The sequence below is a fragment of the Candidatus Latescibacterota bacterium genome, assembly GCA_019038625.1.
Classification (GTDB): Bacteria; Krumholzibacteriota; Krumholzibacteriia; order Krumholzibacteriales; family Krumholzibacteriaceae; genus JAGLYV01.
In genome coordinates, this window is sequence record JAHOYU010000083.1 from 1 (window position 1) to 17,640 (window position 17,640).

Consider the following 17,640-nt stretch of genomic DNA (forward strand, 5'->3'; position numbering starts at 1 on the left):
ATAAGTGGTGGGCAATACTGGACTCGAACCAGTGACCCCCTGCGTGTAAAACAGGAGGCCTGAAAACTCTTTGTAATGATGAGAAATATGCCTGATTTTACGCAACTTACGGCGATATAAAATGTTATAAGGACTTGACTGTTCCCGAAATGGGCGTATACTCATTATTAACAACAGGTTATGGTGCCCCCGGAGTGCCCTGAATATCCTTCAGGCCCCCTGTCAGGAGTTGAGATTATTGCCGAAATTAACGAAAATACTCGTAGATAACCTGAAGCCGAAAGAGCGAGATTATCGGTTAAAAGTCAATGCAGGCTGCCTGCTAACCTGCCGAAGACAGGCTATCAAGCTAAACGCGGTAATAATGAAAAGATGGCACACCAATGATCGAAGTCGATATTGAATGTGCCATCATGATTCCGTATCAGGCCTGGAAGACGGTTGCTTCTTCTGTCTTGACCTGCTGAAAGAACTTGCACATGGAACAATTGGCCATCTTATCCACGAACGAGCCCTGAACCTTGCCTCCGCACAGGGTGCCAGCGACCTTCCAGCAATAGCGTCCGGCTCCCTTGCCACCGTTCTTGCCATTGTGTGTGAAGTTTGTCGCGGCAGCACATACACCAAGATCCTTTTCCTTTGCTCCACCCGGCTCACGACCACAATCCATGACTTCCCAGCAATTCTCCTTCATTAACTTTCTCCTTCCATAGAGCGTGTTGGATGAGACTCCTCTCCTGCCACTACATCAACAGGCACGATCAGTGGATCGTCAGTGACAGGGTTCACCACCCGATTAACCGGCTACCAGGTCCGCCAGAGTAAACTCGGCCAGATAGTCACTGACCACACGGTCGAGGCCCTGCCAGATCCTGCGAGTCGGACAACATTCCTCACGAGAACAGTCTTTCCCTGGCTCAAGACAGTGAACCACCTTTTCTGACACTTCCAGGGCCTGCAAGATGTCATTGAGGGAAATATCTCGCGGGTCCCTTGCCAGTGAGTAGCCCCGTCCCCTGACCACCCGGACCAGGCTCGTTGCCTTCAGGCGGGACATGATCTGCTCGAGGAACTTCACGGAAAGATCCTGTCGCCTGGCGATGCTTGCGACTGAGATCGGACCATCCTGTCGTTCACTGGCCAGATCGATAAGAGCGCGAGTTCCGTATCGGGTTTGTGCAGATAAATGCATGGTCTCCTCACAGGTTCCTAGTAACAACTAGGAAGTTCGTCCGGAATACTGAATACTTTAGTGAAATCCCTCATATAAAAAGCCCGTGGCATTCGCCATGGGCTTTTAATCTATCTTCCCGTACTGTAGGGAATATTCCGTATATCGATGATCTCAGGTTTTGTGGCCTTTTCCCAGGACCCTCAGGCTCTAGAGAAGTTTCTTTATCTCTGCCAAAAGCACATCCGGCTGGATCGGTTTCTCCAGAAAAGCTTCGACAGGATTCCATTCATCGTTACCGGCTGACGACTTGAAATCGATACCGGTCTGTTCCTTGACTCCAGTAAGCATCAGGATAGGGATGCCGCTGTATTCCGGATCGTTTTTCAGTTCCCGGGCCATCTCGAACCCATCCTGCCAGGTCGTCATCATGACATCCAGGATCATGAGGTCGGGTTTTTCCGCCCTTATCTTCTCCCAACCCTCGATCTTGTCCGCAGCTGTCACGACCTCGTAATCCTCACCTTCAAGGATGGCCTGCAGTGAATCACGTATATCCTTATCGTCGTCTGTCACCAGGATCTTTACCTTTGCCATTCTCTACCTCACATGGTTGAAACAAGTTCCAGATCGAATCCGGTTTTTAGTGGATAACCATTCCATACGCTTCAGCATCCTACCAGATTCCCTTTTTCAAAATCAACAATTTATCACGAGACCTTTATTACAATACCGGCATCATAACGGTGAATGTAGAACCTTCGCCTTCCCTGCTTTTCACAGAAAGATTTCCCCCATGCCTCTCCACGATCTGTTTTACGATCGACAGTCCCAACCCCGTTCCCTCGTTCGCGCTCTTCTTCGCGTTGGTGGCCCGGAAAAATTCGTCGAACACATGCTCGACCTCACCTTCCGGAATGCCGATTCCCGTATCGGTAAAATCGAGCCTCACTCTGTTATCCTGAACTGCCGCCTCCAGGTGGACAGTCTTTCCCTCTGGCGTATACTTGATCGCATTGAACAGAAGGTTGGTTATCATCTCGTTGATGGAGAACTCGTCGCCGGTCATATTTCCGACCACCTCGGCGACTCTGGATGTCAGGGTTATCGACTTGTCCTCCGCCTTGCGGCCGACCGTCTCGATTGCGCCAGAGATGGAATCGACCAGAGAGAACTCTTTGGTCTCAATGTGTCCGCTCAGCCTCATCTGGGTAAGATTGAGCAGCTCTCGCACAAATGCTGTAAGTTTCTCGTTCCGCGTCACCGCTCTTTTCAGGAAATCGGACTGCTTTTCATTCAGTGGCCCCGATTTCTCGCTGGCGGCAACGAAGAGGCAGCTCTGGATCGCCGCCAGGTGTCCCTTGATATCGTGTGTGACGCGGGAGACATATTCGTCCTTTATCCGGTCCTTTTCCTTGAGTTGCTCGTTCGCCTCCCTGAGTGCCTGTTCTTTCTTCTGAAGTTCTATATAGAAAAGATTCTTCTGCATAAAATCGATCTGACGTGCAGCCGCTTCAGCGAAGAAGAACATCTCCTTCGGCGATTTGAGCTCAAGGATATCGATGTAGAGTACATCGATGTTTTCGCCCGTGTCGTTCACCCGCGCCCCGAATACAAGGTGAGGCCTCTGTGAATCGATGATAGTCAGTTCGACATTCCCACTGGAGGCGGGCCAGCTGCTAGCCATCACCGGTTTATCACCTGTCCTTACCGCATCGAGTACGCGCCGCGAAAGGGTCAGGTTCGTCTCTGTCTCATTCCCTCCAAAATGGCAGGCCAGGATATCAGGTATCTCGGGCATCGGTCGGGACTTTCCTGGCAAACGTACTATCGCGACAAGGGTATTGAGCACCTCGGAGAGACGCAGACAGGCTTCCGAGTAAAGCCCCGATGGACTACGCAGTTCGAGCAGGCCAACCGTGAATTGGTTGAGGTGCTGCATCAGATCGGGCGACAGGATCGCAACCTCGTCGTCCTTGAAAGAGACAATATCCTCATGCGCCTCCCCGTCCAGCATCGTCAGTGCCGAACGAACGGAAGTGCCGGACCTTAACTCCTGCTCCGCCGATTCGATCAGAGTCAGAAGGAAAGATCCGATGAATATCTTCTGGTTGGAAGAGACAGCCTGCGCCTTTACCTTCTTGTCGTCGATATATACACCGTTGTTGCTGTCCATGTCCTCGATGATCCAGCGACCGAATGGGTCCTGGAAGATCCTCGCGTGAAGCCTCGACACCATCTTATGATCCAGCACGACATCGCAGTTCTCCCCGCGACCTATCGTCATGCCTTTCGGTATGAGCGTAATCTTCCTCTGCTCTCCCTGTCCTGAAATACTGAGTTCTGTATTAGACATTTTTCTCACGCCCGGGATATCTGCCAAACCAGCTTCCAGCGAGAAGTGCCTGCAGCAGAAAGATAGAAAAATACTCCCCTCACGAAGAGGGAGAGGATACCTTAAATCCAGTAGAGAGGCAAGTACTTAAGTGATTAAATAGTTATTTGTGATCGGGCCGGGTGGGTTCATTTACGAATAATTGATATCCTGATCACCAACAGACCGGCAGGATGACTGTGAAAGTAGACCCTTTGCCTTCAATGCTTTTCACCGATATATCACCGCCATGCCTCTCCACGATCTGCTTTACTATCGAAAGGCCCAGCCCCGTTCCATCGCTGACTTTTTCCTTCGCGTTAGTGCCCCTGAAAAACTCGTCAAACACACGCTCGACTTCATCTTCGGGGATGCCTATACCTGTATCAGAAAAATCGAGCCTCACGCTGTCTTCCTGTACTATCACCTCCAGATGGACAGTCTTTCCCGCCGGTGTGTACTTTATCGCATTGAAGAGAAGGTTGACCATCATCTCTCTGATGGAGAACTCGTTCCCGGTCATATTCCGGACGGACGAATCGACATTGCGTGTCAGGGTGATCGACTTCTCCTCTGCTTTATGGCCGACTGTCTCAAATACAACGGCGATGGAATCGGGGAGAGAAAATTCGTTCCTGTCCATCTGCCCACACAGCTTCACCAGAGTCAGGTTGAGCAGTTCTCTCACAAATGCAGTTAGTTTTTCATTTCGTTTCACCGCTCTATTCAAAAAATCGGCCTGCTTTTCGGTCAGGGGTCCCGATTTCTCGCTGGAAGCCACAAAGAGGCAGCTCTGGATCGCAGCCAGGTGACCCTTGATGTCGTGGGTGACGCGGGATATATATTCATCCATTATCCGGTCATTTTCCTTCAGTTGTGCTTTGGACTCCCTGAGTTCCTGCCTTTTCTTATGCAGATCCTTACAAAAAAGCTTCTTTTGCGTATTATCGATCTGCCGCACCGCTGCTTCGATAAAACAGAACATCTCCTTCGGCGATTCAAGTTCCGTGATGTCCAGATAAAACAGATCGACATAGTCGTCCATCTCGTTCACCCGTGCCCCGAATACGAAATGGGGTCTCGGAACGTCGGCTGGCTCGGCATTCCCACCGGAGGAATGCGAACTACTCGTCATCACCAGTGTATCTTCTGTCCTCACCGCTTCGAGTACGCGCCGCGAAAGGGTCAGTTTCGTCTCAGTCTCGGTCCCACTCCAATAACATACGAGTATATCCGGCCTCTCAGGAATCGGCCTTGATCTGTCAGGCACCCGTACTATCGCGACAAAGGCATTTAACATCCCGGAAAGACGCAGACAGGCCTCGGTGTATAGCTCCGGGGGATTGCGTAATTCACGCAGGCCCACCGTAAATTCGTTCAGATGCTTCGCGAGATCCGGGGAAAGGATCGGAGTTTCCTTGTCCCCGAAAGAAACGAAATGCTCACCATCTCCTTCATCCTTTACCCTGATAGCCGCCCGAGCATACTTACTTGAAATCAGCGCCCGATCGACCGGCTCCCACAACGTCAGAAGAAAAGAGCCGATAGATATTTCCTGGTTGGATTTCACAACTTGCGATTTGACCTTCTGCTCATCGACGAACACTCCGTGCCTGCTGTTCATGTCCTTGATGATCCACCGGCCGAATGGATCTTGAAAGATCCTTGCGTGAAGCCTCGATATCATTTTGCCATTCAGCACAATGTCGCAGTTCTCACCACGACCAATAGTCATGCCTTCAGGTACAAGAGTAATCTCCCTCTGCTCATCTTCTCCCAAAATGACAAGTTCTATTTCGGACATTTTTTCACGCCCATAATGCCCACCGCCTGAGCTTCCCGCAAAAGAAGCCAGCGGCAGAAGATAGAATAGTGCTCCCCGTATGAAGCCCTGAAGAGTACCGCAAATCCAGCCCAAAGACAAGTGGTCAAGTGATTAAATCGAGCGTGACGCTCCCGAAGTCCATGATCTTTTCAACCGATTACCCGCACACGATCGCGCTGGACTGCTTTGATACTACCCTGCCTACCACTGCGACATGTGGACACTCTCCATCCTTCAACTCATCGATTATCTGCCCAGCAGCCGAAGGTGGCGCGGCCATGAGGATACCGCCGGATGTCTGCGCGTCGTACATCAGCATCTTCAGGTTGTAGTCGGCAGACTTGAAACTGCAGGAAGGTTCAGCGTATTCCTGGTTCCTGAAAGCAGCCCCCGGAATGCACCCGCTTTCGGTCAAACTGTACGCACCGTTCAACAGAGGGACACTCCCGCTTTCGATCTCCAGGGTCACGCCGCTTGCCCTTGCAAGCTGTGTCGCGTGTCCAAGCAGGCCGAATCCTGTTATGTCTGTCGCGCATCTTACATCATATTTCTGCATCATCTCTGCTGCCGCCCGGTTCAGTTGTTTCATATTCTCCAGCGCCGACCTGTAACTTCTCTCCTCATCGAGATTCAGCCTGTGGCCCGCGCATATCACGCCTGTACCGATCGGTTTCGTGAGTATCAGCACATCATCCTGTTTCGCCCGGTCGTTCGTGATCATTCGGTCCGGATGTACTTTCCCGGTGACGGAAAGTCCGTATTTTGGCGGCGAATCGCTCAAAGTATGGCCGCCGACAATGACAGCGCCTGCCTCGGTGACCTTGTCATGTCCGCCAAGCAGAATATTCCTGTAGACCTCCATCGGGATCTCGTTGTCGGGAAACATGATGATGTTCAGGGCTGTGAGCGGTTCACCACCCATGGCGTAGACATCGCTCAGCGCGTTTGCCGCGGCGATCTGTCCGAACTCATAGGCGTCCGAGCAGATCGGCGGAAAGAAATCAGTCGTCTGAATAAGAGCCAGATCGGCAGAGATCCTGTAAACACCGGCATCGTCAGAAGTATCTATTCCCACAAGAAGGTCGGGATGTTCGGGGCGCGGGAGACTGTCGAGGATCCGGCTCAGTTTGCGGGCAGGAAGCTTGGCCGAACATCCTCCGTATTCCACCGTGGTCAAAAGATCAAAACTCATACTTCTATGTTTCCTTCCAGGATCTCTCTGCTTCTTTCTACCATTTCATTGCTCAACTCAGGGATAAACGAGATGGTCCGCTTCGGCCAGAGCTGTGAGAATATCGTACGCATTCGAGATCTTCCCCGCAGCAACGCGTTCCTTTACTTCATAATGATCGACACAGGTCCCACACAAGACGACTTCGACTCCCATGGCCTCGAGATCTTTCAGGTTATTCACTACTGGTGAATCGTCCAGCGCGAGGTCTATCCCCTTGTGATACAGGATGATCTTCCGGGGCAGCAGGTCCAGCTCCCCGATCGTGCCGAAGAACCCCGCCGTAAGGATCTCGCCAAGTTCGTCGTCGGCCACCCGGCTGGTCTTGAAGACGAAGGAATAATTCCCGATCCTTTCGGTCGGCAGGACACAGTATTCCTCCACTTTTGTCGAGGTCATATCCTCTTTCGATTTTATCACTGTAAGTTCGAAGACCCCGTCCTTTTCCGTGAATGTGACTTCCATTCCGTTATCCTTCAGGAATCTTTCGACATTGATCTTCGATGTCTCGTTGTCGATAAGAACTCTCATCTTCTCGTTCAGGCCGATTCCGGTGAGGCCCTTTCTGGTCATTATCAATGGCTCAGGGCAAGACCGGCCCCTGGCATCTACTTCCTTCATCCGTGACCTCTCTATCTGTCTGTCTGATATTCCACGATCCTGTTTTCCCGTATCGCTATCTCATTCAGGGGTTTCTTCTTGTAAATGTAATCTTTTAATCACCGGCTAACAAGGTATCACTGAAAGTGATTTACTTGGGGTGAGTGAACCTGTATTTTGGGCTGGTTGAAAGAGTCCTGACGCATTGTTGAAAGAGCCCTTAGACATTCGGGAGTAAAAGTAGAATATGAGATATCTGTCGATCATTTCAATCTCACTTCTTGTCCTTGCTGGCCCGTGGTCCTGTCTGTACGCGCAGGACGACATTCCCTCATATACGATGGAGGAAGAGATCGTCGTGACGGCAAGCAGGGTCCCAAGAGTGTTTTCAGATATCTCGAGGAGCATCGTCCTGATAGATCGCGAGGATATCGAGAATGCCCCGGTTAACAGCATCCAGGAACTGCTGGAGTATGCCGCCGGAATCGATCTCAGGCAGCAGGGTGCCGGAGGGATCAGGGCAGATCTGTTTATTCGCGGCGCTTCGTTCGAGCAGACACTTGTGCTGCTGGACGGAGTCAAGCTGATCGACCCCCAGACGGGGCACCACAACCTCGATCTGCCGGTGGCCCTCGCCGATGTGGAGAGAATAGAGGTGTTGAAGGGCCAGGGCTCCAGCATATACGGACCTAACGCGTTCGGCGGGATAATCAATATTATCACAAGGAAAAGCTCGGAACACCGTGTGAGACTATCCGCCGGTTACGGAGAAAACGATACCCGCGACGGAAGTATTTCCATTTTTTCGAGTTCTGACCGGAGCTTCCACAGGCTATCGCTTTCCGGCCGATTCTCGGACGGATACAGGGAAAGTACCGAGTATGACGACAGGAACGTGTCCTACTACGGAAGATACGGCCCGGAACAGACAGAGATCGACCTGACCACCGGGTACAACAGAAGGAAGTTCGGAGCGAACGGATTCTACGGATCGTCCTCCACCCGCCAATGGGAAGAGACCGAGACGACGTACCTGAAAACAGGGCTGTCGGTGAGAAGAGGAGACATCCTCGTCAATCCCCGTCTCTTCTACAGACGCCATAAGGATCATTATATATGGGACCGTGACAATCCCGAGTTGTACGAGAATTTTCATACGACCGAAGTATATGGTAGTGAACTACAGATCGATATCGACTCGCCCGCGGGTCATATCATCCTCGGAGGGGAATACAGCGCGGACATGATAAGGAGCAACAAGCTAGGCGACCACGACCGGTCCCGGACAGGGTTGTTCATCGAGCATCTGCCGCATACCGGAGACAGGATCGACCTCTCCCTCGGCCTTTCGGCCCATCACTATGACAACATGGGCTGGAAAGCATGGCCGGGAATCGACGCGGGATACAAGCTCGGGCGGTCCGGAAAACTGTTCGCCTCCACCGGATCGGCCTTCCGCCTTCCAACATACACGGAACTCTACTACAACGATCCTGAACACGAAGGAAATCCCGATCTTCTTCCCGAAAAGTCATGGAATTTCGAGACAGGCATTTCACGTACCGGCCGGCTCCTGTCTGGAAGCATCTCCTGGTTCTACCGCGACAGCGATTCGATCATAGACTGGGTGAAGAGCGGATCAGATGAAATGTGGCGGAGCAGGAATATCGCCAGTACCGAGACGAGAGGCATCGAGTGCCGTGTCAGGTGGCGGGATATCAGCCCCTTCCCCCTGCTCGTCATAGACGATATCGACCTGAGCTATACATGGATAGATTCTTCCGCGGACCTCGAAGGTGTCGTATCGTCATATGCTATCAACCACCTTAAAAACCATATTGTTCTGCGGGTCAGGTACGGACTGCCGAAGATCGGCATCTCCCAGGGATGGGTCATCGGATACGAGGAGCGATGCGGATTCAGAGAGAGATTCCTCGTCGATCTCAGGACCGGATGGCGGACCGGGGAATATTTTATCTACCTTGATCTGATGAACATCACAGATAACACTGACGGAGATTATCTGTTCGTACCGGGGCCGGGAAGGCGGATCATGATGGGCCTGACCGTCCAGTTTTGAATATCAGGCATTTAAATCGAAACTTGACCTCACTACAAATCGTATCTATGGTAGTTGCGGGGGTGTAAAGAAAATGAACGAACCAGAGATTCTTTCCAACAGATCAGGTTCTGCGGGAAGAGCAAATTCCATAAAAAGATTCAGTTCCAGAGTCACGAATAGTCCTGTGCTGGCAATAATGATCCTCGCGTTGTTATTGTCCTCAGGAACAGGATCGCGGCTCTGCGCTCAGATCAACAGGCTTCAATTCGAAGAGATCTCGATCGACGAGGGCCTGTCCCAGAGCATCGTAGAGCGAGTGATCCAGGACAAAAAGGGATTCATGTGGTTCGGGACCGAAGACGGACTGAACAAGTATGACGGTTATACCTTCACTATACTCCGGCATGATCCCGACGATCAGAACAGTCTCAGTTATAACCATATCCTCTCGCTGGCAGAAGACAGATACGGATTCATATGGGTGGGTACTTTCCACGCTGGCCTCAACAGGCATGATCCGAACACAGGTGATTTCAAACTTTATATGAATGATCTCGATGACCCTCTCAGCATCAGCCATGATTATATAAGCGTCATTCACGAGGACCGTTCCGGCGACCTCTGGATCGGCACCGCTGACGGGCTCAACCGTTATGTCAGGGACTCTGACAATTTCTCCAGATACCTTACCGATCTTGAGAGCAGGACCGAAAACGAAGAAATCGAGATCCTCGAGATCAGGGAGGACCACCTCGGCAACCTTTGGATCGGGACAGACGGAAACGGACTTATAAAATTCAATGCCGACAAAAGCGAATACACGCAATATATCAATGACCCTTCGGATCCCTTCTCCCTGGGCAACAATTCAGTAAGAGCGATCTGCGAAGACATGGCCGGGATCATCTGGATAGGTACAATAGGGGGAGGATTGAACAGGTTCGACCCTGCCACCGAGTCCTTCACCCGATATGTAAATGACCCTGACGACCCCCAGAGCCTGAACCACAACCAGGTCTTCGCCATTTACGAAGATCCCGACACCATGCTCTGGATCGGCACAAATGGAGGAGGACTCGACCTCTTCGACAGGGACCTGGGTAGTTTCATTCATAACGTGACCGATCCGAACGACTTGACAAGCATCAGTTACGACGAGATCTATGATATCTACGAGGACCGTTCCGGCGTCATCTGGCTCGGCACTTATGGAGGAGGCACAAACAGGTTCAACAGGAAAAGAAAAAAATTCAACCTGTACAGACCCGACCCAAACAATCCCAACAGCCTGAGTGATGATATCGTCTGGTCTATGGTCGAAGACAAGGAAGGGATACTCTGGATCGGCACCCACGCTGGCGGGTTGAACAGATTGGACCGTCGCAAATGCCAATACACACATTACGTTCATGATCCCGACGACCCGGGAAGCCTCAGCAGCAATATCGTGAGGGTGGTCTATCTTGACCATGCGGGGATTCTCTGGATCGGGACTCATGGAGGTGGAGTCGACAGGTTCGATCGAGCCACAGGACGTTTCACCAACTACCGGCATGACCCTGATGATCCAGGCAGCATCAGCCATGACGAAATCAGATCTATTTACGAAGACATGGCCGGATACATCTGGGTCGGCACATACGGCGGAGGATTGAACAAGCTCGACAGGGACACTGGTATCTTCACTCGCTACATATCGACCCCCGATGATCCGGCAAGCATCAGTAACAACTTCATCAGATTCACTTTCGAGGACAGCAGGGGCGATTTCTGGATCGGGACACAGGGCGGAGGCATGAATCTATTCGACCGGGAGAATGGGTCATTTCAACACTTCCACTCGGACCCGGACGATGTCAACACTATAAGCCACGATTTCGTCTTTTCGATTCATGAGGACAAAAAGGGTACCCTGTGGATAGGAACGATGGGCGGAGGCCTCGATGGATTCGACCCGGTCACCGGCAAGTTCAAGCACTACTCCATGGATGACGGCCTGCCGAACAACTCGATCTACGGCGCACTCGAGGATGACCACGGCAATCTCTGGCTCAGCACAAATTTCGGACTGTCCAGATTCGACTCTCGGACAAAGACATTCAAGAACTACACAGAAATGGACGGACTCCAGAGCAATGAGTTCAACGGCGGCTCGTTTTACATAAGCCGATCCGGGGAAATGTTTTTTGGAGGAATAAGCGGCTTTAATTCGTTCTATCCAGACAAGATCGAGGATAATCCATACGTACCCCCCATCGTTATCACCTCTCTCAGCATCCTGAACAAAGAGGTCAGTTTCGACAAATCCATTTCTGAGATGACCAAGCTTCTCCTCTCACACAAAGACTATATGTTCTCGTTCGAATTCTCCGCGCTCGACTACACCGCACCTGCCAAGAACATGTACGCCTACAGGATGAAAGGACTGGACGAGGACTGGGTCTATACTGATTCGAGCAAGCGCTCCGCAACATACACTACCCTCGCCTCCGGAAAGTATATTTTCTGCGTAAAAGGTTCCAATAACGACGGCGTCTGGAATGAAAAAGGCGTCTCTATAATGATAAGGATAACTCCTCCCTTCTGGCAGACGACATGGTTCAGGGCGCTGGCCATCCTGATCATCCTGAGCCTGGGCTTTTTCCTGTACCGGTGGAGATTGAAGAATGTGCGTAATTCAGCCGAGCTCCAGGCGGCACACCTTGCGCAGATGTCGATCATGCCCCAGTCCGACCCTAAGGTCGAAGGATATGATATCTCCGGTATCTGCATCCCCGCCAATGAAGTAGGCGGTGATTTCTACGATTATATCTGGCTTGATTCTGGCCACACACGATTCGGAATTGCGATAGGCGATGTATCTGGAAAGGCAATGAAAGCGGCGATGATAGCGGTCATGTCAAACGGGATGCTTTTTTCCAAAGCGAGGGAATCGGAATCGATAGCCAGGATAATGACAGATCTCAACAGTCCCATATTCCTCAAGACCGAAGCGACGATGTTCACTACCCTGTTCCTTGCCTCTCTCGATACTCGAAACAAAGAAATTGTCTTCTCCAATGCCGGATTCGACCACCCCTTACTGAAATCGGGCGGAGCCGTTAAAACACTGGATTCAGAGGAATCCCACGTTCCCCTGGGAGTATTCGAGGATACGATATATCCCGAAAAGAAGATGCAGCTCAATCCTGGAGACGTACTGGTCCTGTACTCAGACGGAGTGCCCGATACCAAGAACAGCAGGGACGAGTTCTACGAGACGAAGACTCTGGAATTCTTCCTGAATGATCTGGATACGAGATTACTTTCGGCCTGCGAGATCAAGGACAGGATCGTCAATGATGTCCTGGCGTTCGCCGGCGGGACCCGACAGTACGATGACATGACCCTGATAGTCGTGAAATCGACATGATCCACTGATATGATCCCGTGATGAATTTTTCCCTTTAGATAACCTGCCTGCATTCTCAATCGACCGGGCCGAGGTATTTATCCAGCCAGTCGAGGGTCTCGCGGATCATCTCGTTCCTGTGTCCTGATATGCTGTGTGATGTCGGAAACAATACGAGCTTTTTATCCTCGACGCCTGTCGCCAGATTTTCGAAAAAGGGCAGCTGGGAACTCTCGTAGGGGAAGGTGTAATCGTACCGGCCGTTCATCATCAGGACCGGTATCCTGACCCGGGACAGAAAGTTGAATGGACTGAAAGCGGGGAGTATCTCAAAGGTCGGCAATCCCACAAGCCTGAGAACAGCGACACTGAAACGATCGTCCTGTCCGAGATAAACGGGAGCCAGCCAGCCTCCCCAGCTGCTGCCGAAGTAGGCGAGCTTTTCCATATCGATATCGTCACGTGTCTCAAGATAGTCGACCGACCGGGAAAGATCCTTTCTCCACATAATTATATGTTGGGAATGGTCTGAATTTGTACTCAGGGGATTGTAGAAACTGTAACCGTCCCTTCTTTCATAGGTCGACTGATATACAGGACAGAGTACAGCTCTGCCGCTCTTGATGACAAAGTCGACGAAGTCGAAGGTGTTAAGGTTTCTGCCGTTTTCACTCGAGTCCATATCCATCGCGTAGGAACCGGGAAAAAGGACGATTACCTGATATGGAGGGGATGCCCCTACTGGAAGGAAGAGATACGCGACCATCCTTTCCCCGCCATACGGCAGATCATAAGAGATCTTTTCGATCGCCCAGTCCTCTCCCGTATCGTCCCTGAATTCCACCTTCTCGTTCATGTCAGTTTTTTTGTATTGATAAATGCTGCAGAGAGCGTCAAGTATCTCCCCCGAGACAGGCTCCTCTTTTTCATAATCACGGGCTGGCCTGAAGGTGACCTCATCCCAGACCTCCCCTGGTGGCTCTTCATCACCGAGCTGCTTTATACATCGGAATCCATTGCATTCGGATCTGTCGAAAGGTGACCTTGTCTCCGGGAAGTTGAACTGATACTGCGGCGCGCTCCAGCAACCGCCCATGATGTATCGGTCCTCCGCGGTGGTATTGAAACACCATTCACTGACGTTGCCGGCAATATCCTCAAGCCCGAAATGCCCCGTACCGTGATGGCTTCCTGCCTGTGCTATGCCATCCCTGCCGAAATTGGATAGTGGTATGATCTGGGCGCTGGCCTTGACCGAAGCGACATAGACCCAGTGAAACAAAGTCGGAAGCGATTTGCCCGCGAATTCAGCAAAGGCGGCAGCCTCGAACCAGCTTACTCCGCTCACGGGATAGTCTGCCCTGCCATCCGGATAATCACTCATCTCCCATCCCGCTGGTCCGGGTCTGCCGGTCCTGTCACGGAACATCTCTATCGCCTCATCCCACGGAATCGAACGACCGTCCAAAACGAAGGGCTGCTTCCAGAATTCCCCGCGTTCGTATCCTCCCGCGTCCACGAACGCTTTGAACTGGTGGTTAGTGACTTCATGCCTGTCGGCCAGAAAGGAGGGGAGCACCGGTGTCGTCAGGCGACCAAACCCGGGCATCCAGTCACCACCCTTTCCGCCAGGTATCCTCACCATCCCTTCGGGAAGCGAGCCAGCCTTGTCCATCCGGAATTCGAAAGTATCCCTGTCGCTCGGAAGCCCGACTTCCAGGGGGATGAATCCCTCCTTCTCGATCTTCCATCGGAAAAATCCCTGTGGGAGAAAGGCCATGTCCATCGGAGTCACTCCCAGAGAATGCCACTCGGCATCCGGAACCGCATAATCTCTGATAGAGACTTCAGCTCCGGGAGGGAATGTCACTATCGCCGCACTGGTGGTCATCTCAGACCAGAGCGATTCCAGAACGGGGTCATCAGTGAGGATCTCGCGCGCGTCCAGAGCTGTTTCCCAGGCATCGTAGTAACGATCGTTTTCCACCAGGTCCATAATGGCTGGCAGGAGCTCATTTCTCGCCTTTTGGGCCTCGCGTGCTTTTCGAATACTATTGCCTGCCAGCAAAGCAAGCAGACATACCAAAAGAAGGACAGGGATGCCGACAATAGGTTTTTTCAGCAGCCAGAGGATCTTTCCGTCTCCTCCAGCCACCGAAGATCTATCAGATTCCGGAGAGATGATCCTGTCGAGTTCGAAAAGAAACTCGTCCATGGACTGATACCGCTTATCGGGATCCTTGCTCAGTGCCCGAAGGATCAAGGCGTCAATACCTTCCGGAAGTTCCGGTCTTATCCGGGAGGGGGCCTCATGATCCTCATGGATTATCGAATAGATCACCGCAGGCTCATATTCGCCCCGGAAGGGAGTCCTGCCAGTTAACATCTCGTACAGGACGACTCCCAGTGACCAGATGTCGGTCCTGTGATCGACCTTATGTCCCAGGGCCTGTTCGGGAGACATATAGGATGTCGTCCCGATGGTCGAGCCCTCCCTTGTCAGGTGGCTGACGCCCTTTAACTTGGCCAGGCCAAAATCCATTATCTTTACGAGTCCATCGGAAGTCACTACGATATTGGCAGGTTTTACGTCTCTGTGGACTATGTTCTTCCTGTGTGCCTCCCGGAGACCCTCTGCTACCTGGCGGATCAGATCGAGTACCCTGTCCGGCTCGGGAACACTACGGTTCAGCATCTCCCTCAGATTTTCGCCCTCGTAGCAGGCCATCACGATAAATGTCCTGCCGTCTTCAGATTCGTCTATCTCGTGGATGTTACAGATATTGGGATGGTCGAGAGCGGAAGCAGCTCTCGCCTCGTGAATAAATCGTTCCCTGGCCCCGGAATCACTCGTCATAGCTGGCGGAAGAAATTTCAGAGCCACCACGCGCATCAGCCGGGTATCCTCGGCCTTGTACACCACGCCCATACCGCCCTCACCGAGCTTCTCGAGGATCTTGTAATGAGATATAGTCTTGCCTATCAAAGGTGAGCCTCACCGGTTACGAGTGCCCCATACGCAACCCGGCTATTTTACAGCAAATGGCTGGAAATTTGCACGAATTATTATTGCCCCGGGTAATGGTCCGTTCGCCCGGGGCAATTCAACCGAGACCGTCCTACCTGAGCAGGATCATCTTTTTCGTCTCGGTGAATGACTTCGTGCTGAGCCTGTAGAAATAGACACCGCTGGCAGCCCTGCTGCCGTCGGTGGACAGTCCGTCCCAGTTCTCGTTGTAATGCCCTGCGGGAATGTCACCATCTATCACTTCTCTTACAAGCCTGCCCGCCGCGTCGTAGATCCTCAGCGACACATGTCCCGTCTCCATCAACCCGAACCTGATATTTGTCGTCGGGTTGAACGGGTTGGGGTAGTTCTGTGAGAGGTAGGTCGCCAGTGGCGCGGGAGAGGGGTCGTCACCGGTGATCTCCGCCGGAGCGAGAAGTACGTATCCGCTCTCGTTGCCGTGGATGTCGACAGCAGAGAGCTTGTAGTAATATCCGACTTCCCAGACCCAAGTATCGTCGAAAGTGGTTGTATCGGGAATACTGGTCAGCAGGTTGCCGGAGCCAGGTTCAAAGCTCTCGGTCGTTCCCCTGTAGATCCGGTAACCGGACAGGTCGCTCTCGCTGTTACTGTCCCAGGTCAGCTGAATACCTTCCGGTGTGTACGACTGCTCTCCGACGAAACCAAGAGGTACGACGGGAGCAAGGTTATCGACCGAGTAGCCGCTGTCAGATTCCGATATCCAGAACATCGACGGAGTAGATGTATGAGCGATGACCTGGAAGTAATGATATTCATCAGAGACCGATGTCGAATCGAACAGGGTCGCCGCGACCTCAGAGTATGAATCGAGATAATAGGCGTCAACCGCGGAGATCATCTTCCAGAAATATGTGGAACCGGCCACAGTCTCCATCCTGATGATATCCTTTGCCGGATCTGCGGTCAGATCCTCGAGTGTCGGTTCTACCTTGAGCAGAGGGAGTCTCTCAACCGATCGTAACTCATCGAGCGACGGGATCTCCGAAGCGGAAAGGATGATCCTCGGACCATTATCAGCGGCCAGCATCGCGTCGGGATGATCTATCGCCCGCCAGACTGTGTAATGGGATATCCCCATCTCCGGCCAGGGATCGAGCCTGCTGGAGTACCAGGCGAGGTCGACCGAACCGCCCTGGTCGCCGGGGATGTCACGGATGTCTGCGATCTGTGGCGCGGGGTAGCCCCAATAGCCATTACGCTCTACCCTCTGGGCCTTTATATCTCTTATTCCACTGTTATAGGTGTTCCACGCGATGATCGCACCGCCTTCCCTGTCCGGGGATATGTCGAAATAATCGATGTCTGAATCGGTGCCAGACACCGGGATGCCGTTCGTAGCCCACTGAACGGCTCCAGAAGGATCGACCATCTGGGCGTAGATCAGCTCGACCGGAAACCGGTTATCACGCCAGCCCCATACGGCATTACCGGTTGCCGTCAGGATCAACTGAGGAGTATATTCATAGCCCGACTGATTGCAGATACTGATCCCATCTAAAGTCCATGCTATGGTCCCGCCATTGGAGACTCTCTGCGCGTAGACATCGTAATTGCCGTTCCTCTCATCCGTCCAGGTGAAGATCGCTCCGCCACTTCCATCTGATACTCCAATTGTGTTGTCCTGGCCTATTAATGCGGAGCATATAGAAATACCGTTCGCTGTCCACTGGCTGCTGCCATTACTAGCCAGGACCCTTTGAGCGTAAATGTTCCTGATACCATTGCGCATATCTTTCCATGCGATTATCGCGCCACCGCTGCCGTCGGGAACAATCGAAGCCACGTATTGCCCGAAGGAATTATCGCAGACGACTATACCGTTGTAGTTCCAGTAAAGAGTTCCGTTCGCTCCGACATGTCTGGCATATACATCATCGTTTCCGTCCCTTGTATCTCGCCAGGCGACTATTGCGCCCCCCGAACCGTCCGGACACAAC

Annotated in this window: 11 protein-coding genes; 2 read left to right on the top strand and 9 right to left on the bottom strand. The window is 52.1% G+C overall.

Annotated elements, in window-relative coordinates:
- Positions 1 to 424: 424 nt before the first annotated feature.
- The 7 genes from KOO63_06270 to yedF form a co-directional block, all read right to left on the bottom strand.
- Positions 425 to 694: a hypothetical protein gene (locus tag KOO63_06270; protein ID MBU8921409.1), complete on the bottom strand. Its 270-nt coding sequence runs from the start codon at positions 692 to 694 to the stop codon at positions 425 to 427.
- A 102-nt stretch (positions 695 to 796) separates the two neighbouring features.
- Positions 797 to 1,192, bottom strand: coding sequence for an Rrf2 family transcriptional regulator (locus KOO63_06275; protein ID MBU8921410.1), 396 nt, complete (start codon positions 1,190 to 1,192; stop codon positions 797 to 799).
- 189 nt (positions 1,193 to 1,381) lie between these two features.
- The gene (locus KOO63_06280; GenBank protein ID MBU8921411.1) at positions 1,382 to 1,768 is read right to left on the bottom strand and encodes a response regulator; all 387 of its coding nucleotides are present in this window, start codon (positions 1,766 to 1,768) and stop codon (positions 1,382 to 1,384) included.
- A gap of 127 nt (positions 1,769 to 1,895) precedes the next feature.
- Positions 1,896 to 3,554, bottom strand: coding sequence for an FHA domain-containing protein (locus KOO63_06285; GenBank protein ID MBU8921412.1), 1,659 nt, complete (start codon positions 3,552 to 3,554; stop codon positions 1,896 to 1,898).
- 166 nt (positions 3,555 to 3,720) lie between these two features.
- Complete coding sequence (locus tag KOO63_06290) at positions 3,721 to 5,349, bottom strand: FHA domain-containing protein (GenBank protein MBU8921413.1); 1,629 nt, start codon at positions 5,347 to 5,349, stop codon at positions 3,721 to 3,723.
- 178 nt (positions 5,350 to 5,527) lie between these two features.
- The gene (gene selD / locus KOO63_06295) at positions 5,528 to 6,562 is read right to left on the bottom strand and encodes a selenide, water dikinase SelD (protein MBU8921414.1); all 1,035 of its coding nucleotides are present in this window, start codon (positions 6,560 to 6,562) and stop codon (positions 5,528 to 5,530) included.
- A 57-nt stretch (positions 6,563 to 6,619) separates the two neighbouring features.
- Positions 6,620 to 7,222 carry a sulfurtransferase-like selenium metabolism protein YedF gene (gene yedF / locus KOO63_06300; protein ID MBU8921415.1) on the bottom strand — a complete coding sequence of 201 codons (603 nt, stop codon included), beginning with the start codon at positions 7,220 to 7,222 and terminating at the stop codon, positions 6,620 to 6,622.
- Between the two features lie 226 nt (positions 7,223 to 7,448).
- Here yedF and KOO63_06305 point away from each other — a divergent pair, with 226 nt between their 5' ends.
- Both KOO63_06305 and KOO63_06310 read left to right on the top strand, forming a co-directional pair.
- Complete coding sequence (locus KOO63_06305) at positions 7,449 to 9,281, top strand: TonB-dependent receptor (GenBank protein ID MBU8921416.1); 1,833 nt, start codon at positions 7,449 to 7,451, stop codon at positions 9,279 to 9,281.
- A 73-nt stretch (positions 9,282 to 9,354) separates the two neighbouring features.
- Positions 9,355 to 12,675, top strand: coding sequence for a SpoIIE family protein phosphatase (locus tag KOO63_06310; GenBank protein MBU8921417.1), 3,321 nt, complete (start codon positions 9,355 to 9,357; stop codon positions 12,673 to 12,675).
- 55 nt (positions 12,676 to 12,730) lie between these two features.
- On the opposite strand, the gene KOO63_06315 is transcribed toward KOO63_06310, so the two are convergent.
- Entirely contained in the window at positions 12,731 to 15,640 is a 2,910-nt protein-coding gene (locus KOO63_06315; GenBank protein ID MBU8921418.1) for a protein kinase, read from the bottom strand.
- A gap of 133 nt (positions 15,641 to 15,773) precedes the next feature.
- On the bottom strand, positions 15,774 to 17,640 hold a 1,867-nt coding region (locus KOO63_06320; protein ID MBU8921419.1), incomplete at its 5' end, for a T9SS type A sorting domain-containing protein.